This is a genomic window from Gelidimonas diazotrophica, assembly GCF_055694025.1.
In genome coordinates this window covers 2,043,997-2,059,932 of sequence record NZ_CM146349.1, presented here as the reverse complement: position 1 = coordinate 2,059,932, position 15,936 = coordinate 2,043,997, and the positions used below count along the sequence as shown (strand labels likewise).

Below are 15,936 nucleotides of genomic sequence, written 5' to 3'. Positions count from 1 at the left end.
AGTGGTTTTTTGTAGGAGCGCACCCGGGCGCGAAAGCAGTCGCCAGACTGCAGCCGTTGATCGCGCCCGGGTGCGCTCCTACAACATCGTTACCATTTCGCTCTTAATTGGATTGCCGGCTGAACAGTTACTGTTTTTCAAAAATACTTGTGACGTTTGCAAGGGCACCGCATATGGTGCCCTTGCTGTAGTCGCAGGTTTTTGCTTTAAAAAACAATCCTGATCGCCAGCCCGCGCCCATCCTTGCCGCGGCCTAATTGCAGTTGCCCGCCGTGGCGCTTGACAATGCGTTGCACAATTGCCAGCCCCAGGCCGGCGCCGTTGGCTTGTCCGCGTGCCGTATCCATGCGGGTAAATGGCCGCAGCAGGCGATCGATTTCCGCATCCGGCACGCCGGCGCCGTGGTCGGCGATTTCCAGGATGGAATTTCCATTTTCAATGGTGCCGCGGATATCGATCTCGGCAATGTCGGTGCCGGCCGTCTTGCCATAGCGGCGCGCATTTTCTACCAGGTTGTTGATAACGCGCCTGAGATCGGTCTGATTGCCTGTCACTTGCATCTGGTCCGCAATGCGGGACGTGATGCTGACGTCGGGCCAGCGTTCTGCTTGCCCGATGCAGTCATGCAACAGGGCCGATAAATCGACCGTCGAAAAGCTATTGGCATCTGCCGGCCTGGCGTAATCGAGAAACTGCCCGATGATGGCGTCCATCTGGGCGATGTCGTCCGACATGCCCTGCCGGGCTTCGGCGGACAAAGGCGCCATCTCGATTTCGAGTTGCATTCTGGTGATCGGCGTACGCAGATCGTGCGAAATGCCGGCCAGGATCACGGCGCGGTCCGATTCGATCTGGTTCAGGTCATCGACCATCTGGTTGAAGCTGCGGTTGGCTTCCCTGATTTCGGTCGGGCCTTGTTCCGGCAGCGGCGCCATTTGCTTGCCTTTCGCTATGGCGCGGGCAGCCGCGGTCAGTCGGGCCAGCGGCTGGTTGATCAAGCCGGAGATGAACAGCGCGCCCAGCAGAGACAATCCAAAGACGCTGGCGCCCCAGCCCAGCAATTGCAGGTTGGTGAAATTTTCGATGCGCTCCCTTTCCAGCATCAGCCAGTACTCATCGTCTTCGATACTAAAACTGATCCAGAAACCGGCGACATCGTTGACATCACCAGCGAAACGGGTATCCCGGCCCAGCGTGCTGCGGATGTTTTCTTGCAGCGCGAGTCCGATTTCGCTATCGGGGACGGGTTCCACCCGGTCGCTGCGCTCCAGCGGATAGATCCGGATGCCTTCATTGCTAGCCAGGTCGAACAACAATTCGCGCCGCAAATCGGGAGCCGAATGCGTCAGCGCCGCGCGCGTGATGGTGACGATGGAAACCACTTGCGCGGCCAGTTGACGGGCGCGGGGCGCACGTTCGAGCAGGCGGTAAGAGCTGATCCAGACCGTCATGCTGGTCATCATCAGAATCGCCAGCAGCAGAAAAGTGCGCCAGAACAAGCCGCTGTGCAGCCAGTTGAAACGTTTATCGGTAAGTTGCATCGATCTTGCCGGCGCGCTAGCGCGGCTGGCCTTCGGGAATGAATACATATCCCAAGCCCCAGACAGTCTGGATGTAGAGCGGATTGGATGGGTCCGGCTCGATCAGCTTGCGCAGGCGCGAGATCTGGACGTCGAGGCTGCGGTCGAACGCTTCATATTCGCGCCCGCGCGCCATTTCCATCAATTTTTCACGCGACAACGGTTGCCGCGCATGGCGCGCAAAGACTTTTAGCACCGAGAATTCGCCGGTCGTGAGCGCAATCGATTCGCCATCCTTCTTCAGCGTGCGGGTTGCCAGGTCGAGCACGAAACTGCCGAATTCGAAGGTTTGCGGGGTGCCGGACGGCGCGCCGGGAATCTCGTCGGGGCCTTTGCGGCGCAGCACCGCGTTGATGCGGGCCACCAGTTCGCGCGGGTTGAACGGCTTGGGCAGGTAATCGTCCGCGCCCATCTCCAGCCCGATGATGCGATCGATATCCTCGCCTTTGGCGGTCAGCATGATGATCGGCGTGTCGTCGCCGGCACCGCGCAGGCGGCGGCAGATCGACAGCCCGTCTTCTCCCGGCAGCATCAAGTCGAGCACCAGCAAATCGTAGCGTTCGCGCAGCCAGAGCTTGTTCATGGCCGTCGCATGTTCGGCCGTGACAACATTAAAGCCCTGTTCGCTCAGGTAGCGGCGCAGCAGATCGCGCAGCCGGATATCGTCGTCCACCACCATGATTTTGGCCTGATGGGTATCGTTGGTTTGTGCGCTGGCCTGTGTATTAGGCGGCATGGTCGAGTTTATTTTATTCATGGGGCTATGGTAACGTCAGAAAGATGCTGCGAAAATGCAAAGTCGCAGGGCATTACAAACAGTTACACACTTTACCGTATGGCGCTTAGAGCCAGAAGAAAAGCGGCCTACACTGGAATTCATGCGGCAAAGTCAAGTCGGCAATATGAAAGAAATCGCAATGAAAATATCATGCAAAAGCATTTTCCTCACATTACTGTTGCTGGTAGGGACGGCGAGTGCTTACGCCGATCCAGGCCGGGGCCGGGGGCAGGAAGGGCGCCAGCAGGACCAGTCACAGCAACGATATGAAGGTGAACGCGACTCTGGGCGTGGAATGCAGCGCAACGAACAGAATGGGCCGGATGCCAATCGGCGCGCACCGCCAAGAAACAATAGTCGCATGTCGCCGGAAGAGCGTAGCGCACTGCGCCGCCAGATCAATGAAGCTGGGCAGGATATCTATTCCGGCAAATACAGGCGGTAAAGCAGGCGTTAAAACAGCCGCTAAGTTTCCGTACTAAACGTTTCCGTACTAAACATTCCACAAACATTATCTTCAAACGCCACTAACCTTGCCGCGCGTGCGCTTCAGATTGCCATGCGTGGCTTTGCTGTCGAGGCGCTTGCGTTGCGAGTTGCGGGTTGGTCTGGTCGGCCTGCGGTGTTTCGGCAGCACCGCCACACTGTCGACTAATTCCTGCAAGCGCTGCATCGCTTCTCCCTTGTTTTTCTCCTGACTGCGGTGCGCTTGCGCCTTGATCACAACCACGCCATCCTTGGTGATGCGCTGATCGTTCAGAGCTTGCAAACGCTCCTTGATATGCTCCGGCAGCGACGACGCCGCAATGTCGAAACGCAGATGAATTGCACTCGATACCTTGTTGACGTTTTGGCCGCCGGCACCTTGGGCGCGGATCGCGCTGATCTCGACTTCGTGCTCGACTATGGTGATGGCGGGTTTGTGCATGATTGTGAAAACGCTGCGTTTTTAAGATTATTAAGGATGAAACTTTACCGCAGGCCTTGTGCTGACGTAATTCCCTTCAGTCGGATGTTGCGCCTGACGCACCATGTCGCGGGCCAGAAACAGCGGATGATTGAGCGCTTCATCCATGCGCAGGATCGGCGTCACGCAACAATCGACAGCGGCAAAGCGTTCGCTCCATACCGCCAGCGTCTGCTGCGCAAAAATCGCATCCAGTTCCGCCTTGATTGCCATCGCTTCCGCGCCGCCGATGGTTTGTTCGAGGCTCCAGTGTTGTGACTTCAAATCGGGGCGCGCCAGCACATCGCAGCAGCCTTCCCAGAATTTCAATTCCAGCGCTCCAACCGCCATGAAGCGATCATCGCTGGTGCGATATACGTTGTAGCAAGGCACGCCGCCGGTCAGCAGATCGCGTCCCGGCGCAGCAGTGCGGCCGAAATTATTCACCGCCACCAGCGGCATGATGTTGTGCGCCAGCACCGTATCGGTCATCGAGATATCGACGAAGCGCCCGCAACCGCCCATTTTCACGCCCAGCAGTGCAGCCAGGATGCCTTGCACCGCCGCTTGCGCGCCACCCAGCAAGTCGCCGACCTGCAGATTCGAGAGCGCCGGCACGCCATCCGGCCCGACGTTTTGCTCCAGCATGCCGGCAAATCCGGTGTAATTGATATCGTGCCCGGCCAATTGTGCGAACGGGCCGTTTTGACCGTAGCCGGTGATGGCGCACATCACCAGTTTCGGATTGCGTTGCCGCAAAATTTGCCAACCGACCCCCAGCTTGTCCATCACGCCGGGGCGGAAACTTTCGATCACCACATCGGCGCTTTCCACCATGTGCAGGAATTCTTCGCGCTCGCTGGCATCCTTCAAGTCGAGCAGGATGCAGCGCTTGCCGCGATTGACGGCAATAAAAAACTGCGACACCGTGTGCTTTACATGCCCCATGGTGCGCGCATAGTCGCCGGCGCCACGGTCTTCGATCTTGATGACTTCCGCGCCCATGTCGGCCAGATGCATGCTAGCCACCGGCCCCGGCAGCAGTCGAGTCAGGTCAAGAATGCGGATACCGGTGAGCGGCAGATCGATAGGTGTAGGCATGATTGTCGGAATAATTAGTAATGTAAAAAATAGGGAGTATATGTAAATATACTGCAATTACCGCATTATTTAATTGCGGTACTAAAAAATACATATATTAGTATATAAAAACATGTTTGGCATTGCAATAAAATTAAGCATAAGTTGAAACAGATTTTGTATGTTGGGATAAAGCAATATCAGCCCAACATCGCAGCCCAACGTCGAAGCCCAACATTCTGCGCAGAATGTTGGGCTTCGCAAGCTCAGCGCCAACCTACGAATACCGATTCAGATCGCGATAACGGGAAGGTGTAATGCCCAGCGCTGCGCGAAAGCGGTTGCTGAAATGGCTGGGCGAACTATAACCGCAAGCCATCGCGACCTCGGTTAGTGATAATTGATTCTGCCCCAGCAATTGGCGCGCTCTGGCCAGACGGCGCGCCTGCAGCCAGACATGCGGCGGCATCCCGAACGAGATGCGAAACATATGCGCGAAATGGGTTTCGGACAATGCCGCCTCCGTTGCCATCGCGCCCAGCGTGATCGGTTGATCGAGCCGGCACTCGAGCCATTCGATCATGCGTCGCCGCAGCGTTGCGGAAAGTCCGCCTTTTAAACGCAGATTCCGGCGCGGCCCCAAATGGGACTGAATCAGTTGCGCCACTGCATGATGCGCCAGCGTATTGCCCAGCAGGCGCTGGCCCGGATCGCGCCAGTCCAGCCGGGGCAACGCCTGGCACAGGCTGGCTAGTTGCGGATTGTCAAAAAAGGTTTGCTCCGGCAAGCACATTTCACGCGGTTCGCGGTCCAGCAGGGTCAGAGTCTGGCTGGCAAACTGCTCCGGAGAAAAATACAGATGCACAAAACGCAGATGACCATTGATCACCCAGTCGGTCTCCTGCTGATCCGGCAATACGCACAGGCGGCCGGGAGCGCCGCGCTGCTCGGGGCGGCCGCGCAAAAAAGTGTCATAGCCGCCCTCCAGATAACACGACAGCGTGTGATGCCCCTGCGGCGCATAACTGACCGCATCCAGCCGATTGCGCCAAACCGCCACCGCCATGCCATCCCCCAGCGCCGCCGCACCTTCCAACTGCGCGCTGGAGTGCGCGAGCCGGTTGAATACATGCAGGCGATTGAGGGTGTCGTTCATCATCACATGATAGCGGCGGGCGGCGGAATTGGTAAAACAAGCGCAAAAAAACGCAAGGGCGTGCAAGACACGCTGCTGCCGTGGCTCGATACTTCGGCATAACTTATCGGCCATGGCGAAAATGCCACCCAAACGAATGAAAGCGCCATGGCCGCCCTCTCTCTAACTCTCTCCCGCCTGCGGGAGAGAGGAGCAAAGTGAGTCGCTACGCAATTTTTATATTAAACGGAGCATGCATTGTGAATATCTTTCTGTATTTTCTGGTAGTGGTGGTCTGGGGCACAACCTGGATTGCCATCAAGATGCAGCTTGGCAGCGTCGCCATCCCGCTATCGATTGCTTACCGTTTCGGGCTGGCGGCGCTGGTGTTGTTTTGCATTCTGGCTTTTACCGGGCGCTTGAAGCGTCCTCCGGCCGGTGCCGGCAAGTTGCTGCTGGCGCAGGGCGTGACTTTGTTTTGCGTGAATTTTCTGTGCTTTTACTACGCCAGCCAATGGATTGCGAGCGGGCTGGTGGCGGTGGTGTTTTCAAGCGCGCCGTTATGGAATGCGCTCAACGGCCGCCTGTTTTTAAAACGAAAAATCACCCCGCAAGTCATGGGCGGTGCGGTGCTGGGCATGAGCGGCATTCTGGCATTGTTCTGGCCCGAGATGCGCCATCACACCGCCAGTACCTATACCTGGCTGGGACTGGGTTTGGCACTGCTTGGCACTCTGAGTTTTTCTGCCGGCAACTTGCTGTCGAGTGCGCTGCAGTCGCGCGGTTTGACGCCGCTTGGCACCAATGCCTGGGCCATGCTGGTGGGCACCATGATTCTGCTGGCAGGCGTCGCAGTGAGCGGCACGCCGCTGACGATGGATTGGAGTCCGAAGTATCTGGGCGCGCTGCTGTACCTGGCGATTCCAGGTTCGGTGGTGGGCTTTACCGCCTATTTGATGCTGGTTGGGCGCATCGGCCCTGACCGCGCCGCGTACTCGACGGTATTGTTTCCGGTGGTGTCGCTGAATATTTCGGCCTGGCTGGAAGGTTATCAGTGGACGGCAGTCGGGCTGGGCGGCTTGCTGCTGGTGATTGCGGGAAATGTGCTGGTGTTTCGCAAGCAGCGCCCAGCACCGCTATCGCCGCCGCGTGTCACTGGCAGCGCGGCTAGCGGCACGGCAAGCCAGTAAATGTTCCAAATAAGTGTTCCAAAATAAGTGTTTCAAATTTAGCGGGTCACTGGAATTTGGCGGGAAACTGTTTGGCTCTGCTTAAAAAGGCTGCCAGTTCGCCGGCATTCATGGAGCAGATTGGCTATGATGCGCATAGCACGGTGAACGCCAGCAATATCCCGGTGATCGAGGCGAATAGTGCGTTTTTCACAATCTCGCGATGCAAAACCCGGAGCTCTGCAAGTTTGACCTTGCGTTATTGTCATCCTTTACAGGTAGCATGGTCGAGCATCACGCATGCATGTCCAAGGGCGGCAACGTTTGCCGCTTCAAATTTCACCCAAAAGAAAGTTGAGTAATTCGGTACGCTCGCAAAGCGAGGTGTGTTAATTGCATACAAAAACCCCCGACTGGCAGCTAATCGGAGCTTTTTTACAGTAGCGGGGCCGATCCGGTTCAGCTCACAATTTGACGTATTTGCACGGTACAAAACCCGGTTTTGTGCCGTGTATTTACGTTGAAAGCCAGATTGCATGTTCTGAATGGCGTTATTTCGCTATTTAATTGATAAATGAGGAAACCATGAATAAACAACCCACTATTATTTTGTCATCCCAGGATCTGGACCGGCTGGAGGCTTTGCTTGACGCGTTGCCGATGAATGCTTTTCCTGGCAAGGCTGCATTGCAGGCAGAGCTCAATCGCGCCGAAGTGATGGAGCCGGAACAAATTCCACCCACGGTGGTGACCATGAACTCCACCGTGCGTTTTGCCATTGAACCATCGGAAGAAGAGTTTTGCCTGACGCTGGTCTACCCGAAAGATATTGACGGCACTGCTGACCGGATTTCAATACTGGCTCCAATCGGCAGCGCCTTGCTGGGTCTTTCCACCGGCAATCATATCGAATGGCCCGGTCCCGGCGGCAGCATTCTGAAAGTGCGCATTGTGGAGGTCGTCTATCAGCCGGAACGCGCCGGAGAGTTTCATAGATAAACCATGCTAACCGGTCGACTCGCAAAAATCTTATTGCCGGGTCGACCGAAATCGGGCATCGACAGAGCCCCGAGAGGTCGCGTCAAACCCCGGCCAATCATCCCAAACAACTGTTATTTCATATTTATTTGATTTATAGCAATATTTGAAACTGTTGCAATGGGAAAATTGCACCTAATTCTGTTAGCACATGCATTAATTTCTTCTATTTAACAACCATTTTAATAACCATTTTCCAGCATCACCAAAATGGTGGTTCGGGCAACTTGATAATCAATCCAGAACGTTACTGTTGAGGCTGCCAGGCAACAATTGCTTGAATTTCCTTGTCTGTTCGCCAGCTCCCTCCCGCTAGTGGGAGAGAGGCCGGGAGAGAAGGGCGGGGCTATTCATCGCGGGCTGCACAGTAAATCCAGAACAATCTTTTATCCGGCACTGCATGCGCACTGATGCCGCATGATTGGCATCGTGTGAATGCTAAAGTTGGCTTATGGGAATTTTTTTATTGGGTCCGTATAATATGTAAATCTATGAAATCCTACTTTCGTCCTTTGCTCATTGCGTTACTTTTCTGTTCCATGGCGGCCACCCAAGCCGCTGATGGGCCGGATTGCGCACGGCCGTTGACGCTCGCCTTGCACGATCACGGTTTGTTGTATTCGTCACAGACTGACGCCGGGATCGACAAGGATTTTGCCAATGAATTGGTGCGCCGCAGCGGTTGCAAGATCACCGTTACCGTCATGCCGCGCGTCAGGATCTGGCAATTGATCGAATCGGGCGCGCTGGATTTCAGCCTGTCTGGCATCACTAACGAGGCGCGCGATAAATTTGCCGGTTTTGCCTGGTATTTTTCCAACAAATATTATCTGCTGGTACGCAAGGACGCCAGAGTGCAACGGCTGGCTGATTTTGAAAACAATCCCGAACTGATGATGGGCGTCATTCGCAGCTTCCGCTACAGCGAAAATGCCAACCATCTGGTAGACAATCTCACATTGGAACAGCGCGTCGATTATGCAACGCGCCTGGAGCCGCTATATCAAATTCTGGCGCTCAATCGTGTCCAGGGGATGATTATTGAGCCTTTCGATTATCCGCAGGTGGATGCTGGTTCGATCAGATCGCTGACGGCCATTATCGACCTCAATGATGCCTCGGTACCACACGGCCTGATCATGTCCAGGAAATCCATTTCGCTTGCAGAGCAGGAAAAATGGCGGATGCTGGTCAATCGGATGCGCGCTGATGGCACTGTGCTGCGTATTTTTGAAAAATACTTCAACCCCGACCTTGCCAGGTCTCTGGTTACTTTCTGACAAGCATGAAACGTCGGCTCCGCTACCAAATTCCGGCCCTGTTGCCTCTGCTGACCCTGCTTATTCTTGCGACTTCGCTCGGCGTTACCTACCAGTTGTGGCAGCACGAACAACGCAATATTGCGATTGATCAGCAAAAAAGTTTCGACTTCAATCTGCGCGAGGCCATCAGCAGTATCGAGCAGCGCATGGCGGCTTATGAACAGGTGTTGCGCGGCGCGCAAGGCTTGTACTCCGCCTCAGGAGATGTGGAGCGGGAGGAATTTCAGGTCTACATCAACGCCTTGCAACTAGGTGCAAATTATTCCGGTATCCAGGGTGTCGGCATCATTCCACTCGTGCCGCAGGCACAAAAAGATGCGCACATCGCGGCCATGCGCAAGCAAGGTTTTCCCGACTACAGCATAAAACCTGAAAGCCATCGGGATATATACGCTCCGGTGATTCAGTTCGAGCCTTTTGTTGGCCGCAATCTGCTGATGCTGGGCCGTGACCCCTACGCAGTCCCGTCGCGCCGCAGCGCCATGGAGCAGGCGCGCGACTCGGGTGCGCCCGCCATCACTGGCAAGGTCAAGCTAGTTGTGGATACCGAAACCGACGCTCAGCCTGGTTTTGTGATGTTTTTACCGATGTTCAAAAAAGGCACGCATAGCGATACGATTGCCGCGCGCCGCGCCAATATCAACGGCTGGTTGGTTGCGACTTTTCGCATGAATAACCTGATGGCCGGCCTGTATAGCAGACGCGCTTCGATGGCCGACATCACCATCTCCGATGGTGTTGAAATGACGCCACAGACCTTGCTGTATGACTCCCAGGCGGCCAGTGGCAAGCCGCACGATATTGCGCATGAGCACAATAAGCACATCAAGGCGACCGAATACATTGCGGTTGGCGGCCGTACTTGGACCGTGGCGATCCGCTCTCTGCCCGAGTTCGATGTACTACAAGGCAAGGATAGTTCGCGCCTGATTGCGATTGCCGGTGTTGGCCTGAGCCTGTTGCTGACCTTGCTCAGCTGGACGCTTTTGTCGGGACGCGCTCGTGCGATGTCACTGGCACGGGAAATGACGCAGGAATTGCGTGCAAGCGAAGCACGTTTTCGCCATCAGGCGCAACACGATGCCCTGACCGGTTTGCCGAACCGGACGCTGTTCAGCGATCGCCTGGAGCAGGCGTTGGCACAGGCCAAGCGCCAGCGCCAACGCCTGGCCCTGATGTTCGTCGATCTCGACGCCTTCAAGCCGATCAATGACAACCTGGGGCATCATGTCGGTGATTTTCTGCTAAAGGAGGTTGCCACGCGTATGCAGCAGCATGTCCGTGCATCCGATACGGTAGCGCGCATGGGCGGCGACGAATTCGTGGTGTTGCTGTCTTCGATCGAGGAGGCGCAGGATGCACGGGTGCTGGCGGATATAATCCGTAGTGCCATCAGCCAACCGTTCGAGATGCCGGACGGAAATATCCTGAATATTTCGTCCAGCATAGGGGTTGCGGTGTACCCGGAAAATGGCCGGGATGAAATACAGTTATCCAGGAATGCCGACAGCGCCATGTACTGCGCCAAGCAGAATGGCCGCAATACCGTGCATGTATTTCAGGCGAAAATCACTTCCTGATGGGGCGGACATTCCCGGCTTTTCCGGCTGCCCGGTTGATATCGCGATCCTTCTTTATAATTGGCGTAAATGAAAACCCGGTGCAATGCAATGGCCTGCCGCGCGACATAAATCACCGCATCAAACATCAAACATAAAGGATTCTGAAATGACACAGATACTGTTATCCCGCATAACCCGATGGACTGCAGCGACGTTGCTGGTGGCTGTCGCCATGGGCGCTTCGGCAGCGGATTTGCTGGACACCGTTAAGGCGCGCGGCACGCTAAAAATCGCGCTGGAAGGCACTTTCCCGCCGTTCAATTTCAAGGACAAGAAAACCAACCAACTGACCGGGTTTGATGTCGATGTGGCAAAACTGGTGGCGGCCAAACTGGGCGTCAAGCCGGAATTCACCACCACCGAGTGGAGCGGCATTCTGGCAGGGCTGGCGAATGGTAAATACGATGTGATCGTCAATCAGGTTGGCGTGACCGCGCAGCGGCAGGAAACTTTCGATTTTTCCGATCCGTACACGCTGTCCAGCGGACAATTGATCGTGCAGAAAAACGAGAAACGGGCATTCAAGGGTTTTGATGATCTCAAAGGCAAGAAACTGGGCGTAGGGCAGGGCACCAATCACGAGCAGAAAGCCAAGAGCGTGGGCGGCATCGAAGTCAAAAGCTATCCCGGTGCGCCGGAATATCTGCAGGATCTGGCCAGCGGCCGGATCGATGCGGCGCTCAACGATAGCCTGATGGTGTCGTACCTGCTGAAGACCTCGAATCTGCCGCTGAAAGCGGGTGCGCCGCTGGGCGATATCGATAAAATGGCGATCCCGTTCCAGAAAAACAATCCGAAGTTCAAGGCTGCGATCAACAAGGCGATTGCCGACATCATCAAGGATGGCAGCTTCAGCCAGGTATCGAACAAATGGTTTGGCCGCGATGTGAGCAAGGCTCCGGTAGCGCAATAAATAAGCACCAGGCTGGCATCAAACTATCCCCGCACGCGCTGCGGGGATAGTTTTTTGGCGCTGCATATTAAGGATCGACATGGAACTTTGGGAGTTGCTGGAGCAGGCTGCGCCAGTCTTGTTCAAGGGTGCTGGCTACACGCTGCTGTTTGCGCTGGCCTCAATGGGCGGCGGGCTGGCGCTCGGTTTCCTACTGGCAGTGGCGCGCATCGTGCCGTGGAAAGCGGTGCGAGCGCCAGCCGCCTTGTACGTCAGTCTGATGCGCGGCACCCCGTTGTTGGTGCAGGTGTTCGTAATTTATTACGGCTTGCCCAGTATCGGCATCGATTTTTCGCCGGCAGTGGCCGGGGTGCTGGCCTTGAGCCTGAATGCCGGCGCGTATCTGTCGGAAAGCATCCGCGGTGCGATTCTCGGCGTTGGCAAAGGTCAGTGGGCCGCCGGCTACAGCCTTGGGCTCGGCTATCTGCAAACCCTGCGCCATATCGTCATGCCGCAAGCCCTGCGCATCGCAGTGCCATCGATGAGCAACACCCTGATCAGTCTGATCAAGGATACTTCGCTGGTGTCCGTCATCACCGTCACCGAACTGATGCTGGCGACCAAGGAAGTGATCGCCACCACTTTTCGTCCATTGCCTTTATATCTGGCGGCAGCGGCGATTTACTGGTGCCTGTGCCTGTGCTTTGAAACCCTGCAACGCCGTTTGGAGCGCCGGCTGGAGCAGGCGCACCGGCAGGATTAGCCAGCGTCGATCCGGCGCAGGCTGGTTGCTTTGAATGGATGCTTAAGCTGACCCAACAATGATTGAAAAAGCGAGAGTATATGCATAAAGCATATAACTCCCGCTTAATTCTAATAGCGATTAAAAAATACTTGGCCGCGTATATATTCTGCGCGAAGATCGTGGGCGCACGCCTGAATTGGGATTAAAAAATCTTAACGCGCCTGATGATGGTCAATCCATTCTTCAAATGCCAGCAGGAATTTCTGCATGAAGTCGCGCGTGTCGTCGCTGGCAATCGCCCCGTTATCGTCGAACAGTTTGCTGGCGTTGCTGATATAAGCCTCGGGTTGCGCCATCGCCGGCACATTCAGGAACACCAGAGATTGGCGCAGGTGATGATTGGCGCCGAAGCCGCCGATTGCCCCCGGCGAGACGCTGATGATCGCGCCCGGTTTGCCATCCCACGCGCTATTACCGTATGGACGCGAGCCGACATCAATCGCGTTCTTCAGTACGCCCGGCACCGAGCGGTTGTATTCGGGCGTGACAAACAATACCGCATCGGCTGCCTGTACTTTCTGCTTGAATGCGCTCACTGCCGGTGTCGGCTGCGCCTCGGAATCCTGGTTGAACAAGGGCAGATTGCCAATTTCGATAATCTCCAGTTTGAGCGAAGGCGGCGCCAGCGCAATCAATGCGTTCGCCATTTTCCGATTCAATGAATCCTTGCGCAGGCTGCCGACAAAGATCGCAACATTTTTGGTCGTATTCATCATGGTTCCTTTGGTTAAGAAGCAAAACGATAATTCGGTGTGAAACACAAAAAGTCGACCATTTCTCAGGGGCAGCTGAGAAATGCACCCGAAGAACTAAAACGTCACTCGGGTCGAGTCAATAATATGGCACAAAATGCATGCGGTGAATACCGCATCGGGACCTGCAACCAGCACGGCCGCCTTGCCGGATTGCGCCAAGTTAAAGGTTGGCTACTTACTGCAGCAATCCTGCGTCGCACATCCTACAATTCCGATTACCGCCGCCCTCAATGGCGATTTTGCTTAATCCACTGCTTGGCCGTCCATGTGCGGCGGCGGTTGGGTTACTGGGTTATTGACTGGCGGCGAACGAACGCTGTTGCGTTAGCGTTGCTTGCACTTGGTTCATTCAAAGGAGACGGCATCATGGCAAATCCATTCGTGCATATTGAATTGCACACCGGCGATCTCGCCAAAGCAAAGGCGTTTTATACCCAGTTGTTCGACTGGGAGTTGGAAGATCTCGCGAACCCCGATGGCGGCGTGCCCTACACCATGATCAAGGTGGGCGAGGGCACCGGTGGCGGCATGATGACCAATCCGGCGCCGCACGCGCCGCCACACTGGCAGGCGTATGTCGGGGTTGACGACATCAAGGCCAGCACCGAAAAGGCGAAGTCGCTGGGCGCAACCGTCGTGCAGGAAGTGATGGATATAGGCGAACATGGCTGGATCAGCGTGATTATCGATCCGACCGGCGCCAGTTTCGCGTTGTGGCAAGCGAAGGCGGGCTCCTGAACTGCTGCTACTTCTAAAATTACAGTTTTTCCAATTCTTCTTGCTGCTCCAGCCATTCCCCTTCCAGTTGCGCCAGGTCTTTAGTGTAAAAGGTCTGGTCGGTCAGCAGGGTTTTCAGCTTGGCTTTGTTGGCGGCGTCGTAGATGCTTGACCCGGCCAGTTCGGCATCGATTTGCGTTTTTTGCTCGTTGCGCTTGCTGATTTGCTCTTCCAGGCGCTTGATCTTGTTTTCGATCGGCTTTCTTGCCGTGGCGTTTTTCTGCCGTTGTTCGGCGTCCAGTCGTTTCTGGTCGCGCTTGTCGATGGCTGACGCGGCGGCCACCGGGGCCACCGGGGTGGCTTTCGGCAAGTCTTCGGATGTGTCCCGGTGGACCGGCAATACATCGGTGCCTTTGCCGAGTTTGGTCTGAAACAGCCAATCCTTGTAGTCGTCCAGATCGCCGTCGAATGGTTGCAGCCTGCCGTTGGCGACGATGATGAATTGGTCTGTGGTGGCGCGCAGCAAGTGGCGATCATGGGAAACCACGACTAGCGTGCCTTCGAACTGAGCCAGCGCTTCGGTCAGCGCTTCGCGGGTTTCCAAATCCAGATGGTTGGTCGGTTCATCCAGCAGCAGCAGGTTGGGGCGCTGCCAGACGATCAATGCTAAGGCCAGACGCGCTTTTTCGCCGCCGGAGAACGGTGCGATGGAAGCGGTGACCATCTGGCCGGGGAAGTTGAAGCTGCCGAGGAAGTTGCGCAATTCCTGCTCGCGCACATTGGGCGCGATCTTGGCCAGATGCCATAGCGGCGATTCGTCGTGGCGCAGCATTTCAACCTGGTGCTGGGCGAAATAGCCGATGGTCAAACCTTTGCCGGTGGTAAAAGTGCCGGTGACCGGATTGATGTCGCCGGCAATGGTTTTGATCAGCGTCGATTTGCCGGCGCCATTCACGCCCAGTAGGCCGATGCGCTGGCCGATCTGCAGCGAGAAGTTGATGTTGTTGACGATAATTTTTTCGCCGCTCTGGTGGCCGTTCTCGTCCGTGAGCTGGTAACCCGCATTCACGTCTTCCATCACCAGCAGCGGGTTCGGCGCATTCAAAGGCTCGCGGAACTCGAACGAGAATTCGGCAGCAGCGCGCAATGGCGCAAGTTCCGCCATTTTTTCCAGCGCTTTCATGCGGCTCTGGGCTTGGCGCGCCTTGCTGGCTTGCGCCTTGAAGCGGTTGACGAAGGATTCCAGATGGGCGCGCTGGCGATTTTGCTTTTCCATCACGCCTTGCGCCAGGATCATTTGCGCAGCGCGCTGGCGCTCGAAGCTGGAGTAGTTGCCGGAATAGCGCTTCAATTTACGTTCGTCGATATGGACGATCACGTTGACCACTTCATCCAGGAAATCGCGATCATGCGAGATGATCAACAGCGTGCCGGCGTAGCGTTTGAGCCAGTCTTCCAGCCAGATGATGGCGTCCAGATCCAGATGGTTGGTCGGTTCATCCAGCAGCAGCAGGTCGGACGGGCACATCAGCGCTTGCGCCAAGTTGAGGCGCATGCGCCAGCCGCCGGAGAAGCTGGCAATCGGTTGCTGCATCTGTTCCAGCGTGAAGCCCAGACCGAGCAGAAGCTGCTCGCCGCGCGAGTTGACGGTATAGGCGTCGGCGTCGGCCAGCGCGCCGTACATGTTACCGATGGCGATACCGTTGTCGTGGCTTTCCGGTTGCGCTTCCAGTACGGCCAATTCTGCTTCGAGCTTACGCAGCGTAAGGTCGCCGTCGATCGCGTAATCCAGCGCGGCGCGGGCCAGCGCCGGGGTTTCCTGCGCGACATAAGCGACGCGCCACTTGGCCGGGAAGTCGATTTCGCCCTGGTCGGCGTGCAGTTCGCCGCGCAATAGGCCGAACAGGCTGGATTTGCCTGCGCCGTTGGCGCCGATCAGGCCGATCTTGTCGCCGGGGTTGAGTGTGACGTCGACGTTGTCGAGGAGAGGCTTGATGCCGCGCATCAGGCTGACTTGCTGGAACCGAATCATAATTAATTTCTAGGGAGTATGCTGTAAAACCATGCCATTACCGCATGTATTCATTGCGCGTTTAA

16 protein-coding genes are annotated in these 15,936 nt (G+C 56.0%); 9 read left to right on the top strand and 7 right to left on the bottom strand.

Translation table 11 applies throughout. The features are described from left to right. Window positions 1-206 precede the first annotated feature (206 nt). Both KGFNPO_RS09525 and ompR read right to left on the bottom strand, forming a co-directional pair. Window positions 207-1,541 (bottom strand): sensor histidine kinase, encoded by a 1,335-nt coding sequence (locus KGFNPO_RS09525; protein WP_472634442.1) that lies wholly within the window; start codon window positions 1,539-1,541, stop codon window positions 207-209. Between the two features lie 16 nt (window positions 1,542-1,557). Beyond that, entirely contained in the window at window positions 1,558-2,316 is a 759-nt protein-coding gene (gene ompR, locus KGFNPO_RS09520) for an osmolarity response regulator transcription factor OmpR (RefSeq protein WP_472634441.1), read from the bottom strand. 181 nt (window positions 2,317-2,497) lie between these two features. Here ompR and KGFNPO_RS09515 point away from each other — a divergent pair, with 181 nt between their 5' ends. After that, the gene (locus KGFNPO_RS09515; RefSeq protein ID WP_472631063.1) at window positions 2,498-2,803 is read left to right on the top strand and encodes a hypothetical protein; all 306 of its coding nucleotides are present in this window, start codon (window positions 2,498-2,500) and stop codon (window positions 2,801-2,803) included. 72 nt (window positions 2,804-2,875) lie between these two features. Here the strand turns inward: KGFNPO_RS09515 and arfB are convergent, their stop codons facing one another. The 3 genes from arfB to KGFNPO_RS09500 all read right to left on the bottom strand — a co-directional run bounded on the left by arfB (window position 2,876) and on the right by KGFNPO_RS09500 (window position 5,540). Beyond that, the gene (gene arfB / locus KGFNPO_RS09510; protein ID WP_472631062.1) at window positions 2,876-3,286 is read right to left on the bottom strand and encodes an alternative ribosome rescue aminoacyl-tRNA hydrolase ArfB; all 411 of its coding nucleotides are present in this window, start codon (window positions 3,284-3,286) and stop codon (window positions 2,876-2,878) included. Window positions 3,287-3,316: 30 nt separating this feature from the next. Next, window positions 3,317-4,405 (bottom strand): CaiB/BaiF CoA transferase family protein, encoded by a 1,089-nt coding sequence (locus KGFNPO_RS09505; RefSeq protein WP_472631061.1) that lies wholly within the window; start codon window positions 4,403-4,405, stop codon window positions 3,317-3,319. Window positions 4,406-4,661: 256 nt separating this feature from the next. Beyond that, window positions 4,662-5,540 (bottom strand): helix-turn-helix domain-containing protein, encoded by an 879-nt coding sequence (locus tag KGFNPO_RS09500; RefSeq protein ID WP_472631060.1) that lies wholly within the window; start codon window positions 5,538-5,540, stop codon window positions 4,662-4,664. Between the two features lie 239 nt (window positions 5,541-5,779). On the opposite strand from KGFNPO_RS09500, the gene KGFNPO_RS09495 reads away from it, so the two are divergent. The 7 genes from KGFNPO_RS09495 to KGFNPO_RS09465 all read left to right on the top strand — a co-directional run bounded on the left by KGFNPO_RS09495 (window position 5,780) and on the right by KGFNPO_RS09465 (window position 12,325). Then, entirely contained in the window at window positions 5,780-6,709 is a 930-nt protein-coding gene (locus tag KGFNPO_RS09495; protein ID WP_472631059.1) for a DMT family transporter, read from the top strand. A gap of 71 nt (window positions 6,710-6,780) precedes the next feature. Next, window positions 6,781-7,050, top strand: a complete 270-nt coding sequence (locus tag KGFNPO_RS09490) for a hypothetical protein (protein WP_472631058.1) — start codon at window positions 6,781-6,783, stop codon at window positions 7,048-7,050. 223 nt (window positions 7,051-7,273) lie between these two features. Beyond that, complete coding sequence (gene rnk, locus KGFNPO_RS09485) at window positions 7,274-7,687, top strand: nucleoside diphosphate kinase regulator (protein ID WP_472631057.1); 414 nt, start codon at window positions 7,274-7,276, stop codon at window positions 7,685-7,687. A 578-nt stretch (window positions 7,688-8,265) separates the two neighbouring features. Further along, window positions 8,266-9,006: a substrate-binding periplasmic protein gene (locus KGFNPO_RS09480; RefSeq protein ID WP_472631056.1), complete on the top strand. Its 741-nt coding sequence runs from the start codon at window positions 8,266-8,268 to the stop codon at window positions 9,004-9,006. A gap of 5 nt (window positions 9,007-9,011) precedes the next feature. After that, a complete protein-coding gene (locus KGFNPO_RS09475) occupies window positions 9,012-10,628 on the top strand; it encodes a CHASE domain-containing protein (RefSeq protein ID WP_472631055.1) in 1,617 nt (538 codons plus the stop codon). Window positions 10,629-10,842: 214 nt separating this feature from the next. Then, the gene (locus tag KGFNPO_RS09470) at window positions 10,843-11,583 is read left to right on the top strand and encodes a transporter substrate-binding domain-containing protein (RefSeq protein WP_472634440.1); all 741 of its coding nucleotides are present in this window, start codon (window positions 10,843-10,845) and stop codon (window positions 11,581-11,583) included. Window positions 11,584-11,662: 79 nt separating this feature from the next. Beyond that, a complete protein-coding gene (locus tag KGFNPO_RS09465) occupies window positions 11,663-12,325 on the top strand; it encodes an amino acid ABC transporter permease (RefSeq protein WP_472631054.1) in 663 nt (220 codons plus the stop codon). A gap of 194 nt (window positions 12,326-12,519) precedes the next feature. Here the strand turns inward: KGFNPO_RS09465 and KGFNPO_RS09460 are convergent, their stop codons facing one another. Next, on the bottom strand, window positions 12,520-13,080 hold the full coding sequence (locus KGFNPO_RS09460) for an NADPH-dependent FMN reductase (RefSeq protein WP_472631053.1): 561 nt from the start codon (window positions 13,078-13,080) through the stop codon (window positions 12,520-12,522). Window positions 13,081-13,488: 408 nt separating this feature from the next. Between KGFNPO_RS09460 and KGFNPO_RS09455 the strand changes: the two genes are divergently transcribed. After that, the gene (locus KGFNPO_RS09455) at window positions 13,489-13,860 is read left to right on the top strand and encodes a VOC family protein (RefSeq protein WP_472631052.1); all 372 of its coding nucleotides are present in this window, start codon (window positions 13,489-13,491) and stop codon (window positions 13,858-13,860) included. 19 nt (window positions 13,861-13,879) lie between these two features. On the opposite strand, the gene KGFNPO_RS09450 is transcribed toward KGFNPO_RS09455, so the two are convergent. Continuing rightward, the gene (locus KGFNPO_RS09450) at window positions 13,880-15,871 is read right to left on the bottom strand and encodes an ATP-binding cassette domain-containing protein (protein ID WP_472631051.1); all 1,992 of its coding nucleotides are present in this window, start codon (window positions 15,869-15,871) and stop codon (window positions 13,880-13,882) included. Window positions 15,872-15,936: the final 65 nt, after the last annotated feature.

Excerpts from the sequence above, each read along its gene's own strand:
- KGFNPO_RS09525 (WP_472634442.1), bottom strand. The coding sequence starts at position 1,541 with ATGCAACTTACCGATAAACGTTTCAACTGGCTGCACAGCGGCTTGTTC.
- ompR (WP_472634441.1), bottom strand. The coding sequence starts at position 2,316 with ATGCCGCCTAATACACAGGCCAGCGCACAAACCAACGATACCCATCAG.
- KGFNPO_RS09515 (WP_472631063.1), top strand. The coding sequence starts at position 2,498 with ATGAAAATATCATGCAAAAGCATTTTCCTCACATTACTGTTGCTGGTA.
- arfB (WP_472631062.1), bottom strand. The coding sequence starts at position 3,286 with ATGCACAAACCCGCCATCACCATAGTCGAGCACGAAGTCGAGATCAGC.
- KGFNPO_RS09505 (WP_472631061.1), bottom strand. The coding sequence starts at position 4,405 with ATGCCTACACCTATCGATCTGCCGCTCACCGGTATCCGCATTCTTGAC.
- KGFNPO_RS09500 (WP_472631060.1), bottom strand. The coding sequence starts at position 5,540 with ATGAACGACACCCTCAATCGCCTGCATGTATTCAACCGGCTCGCGCAC.
- rnk (WP_472631057.1), top strand. The coding sequence starts at position 7,274 with ATGAATAAACAACCCACTATTATTTTGTCATCCCAGGATCTGGACCGG.
- KGFNPO_RS09480 (WP_472631056.1), top strand. The coding sequence starts at position 8,266 with ATGGCGGCCACCCAAGCCGCTGATGGGCCGGATTGCGCACGGCCGTTG.
- KGFNPO_RS09475 (WP_472631055.1), top strand. The coding sequence starts at position 9,012 with ATGAAACGTCGGCTCCGCTACCAAATTCCGGCCCTGTTGCCTCTGCTG.
- KGFNPO_RS09470 (WP_472634440.1), top strand. The coding sequence starts at position 10,843 with ATGGGCGCTTCGGCAGCGGATTTGCTGGACACCGTTAAGGCGCGCGGC.
- KGFNPO_RS09465 (WP_472631054.1), top strand. The coding sequence starts at position 11,663 with ATGGAACTTTGGGAGTTGCTGGAGCAGGCTGCGCCAGTCTTGTTCAAG.
- KGFNPO_RS09460 (WP_472631053.1), bottom strand. The coding sequence starts at position 13,080 with ATGAATACGACCAAAAATGTTGCGATCTTTGTCGGCAGCCTGCGCAAG.
- KGFNPO_RS09455 (WP_472631052.1), top strand. The coding sequence starts at position 13,489 with ATGGCAAATCCATTCGTGCATATTGAATTGCACACCGGCGATCTCGCC.
- KGFNPO_RS09450 (WP_472631051.1), bottom strand. The coding sequence starts at position 15,871 with ATGATTCGGTTCCAGCAAGTCAGCCTGATGCGCGGCATCAAGCCTCTC.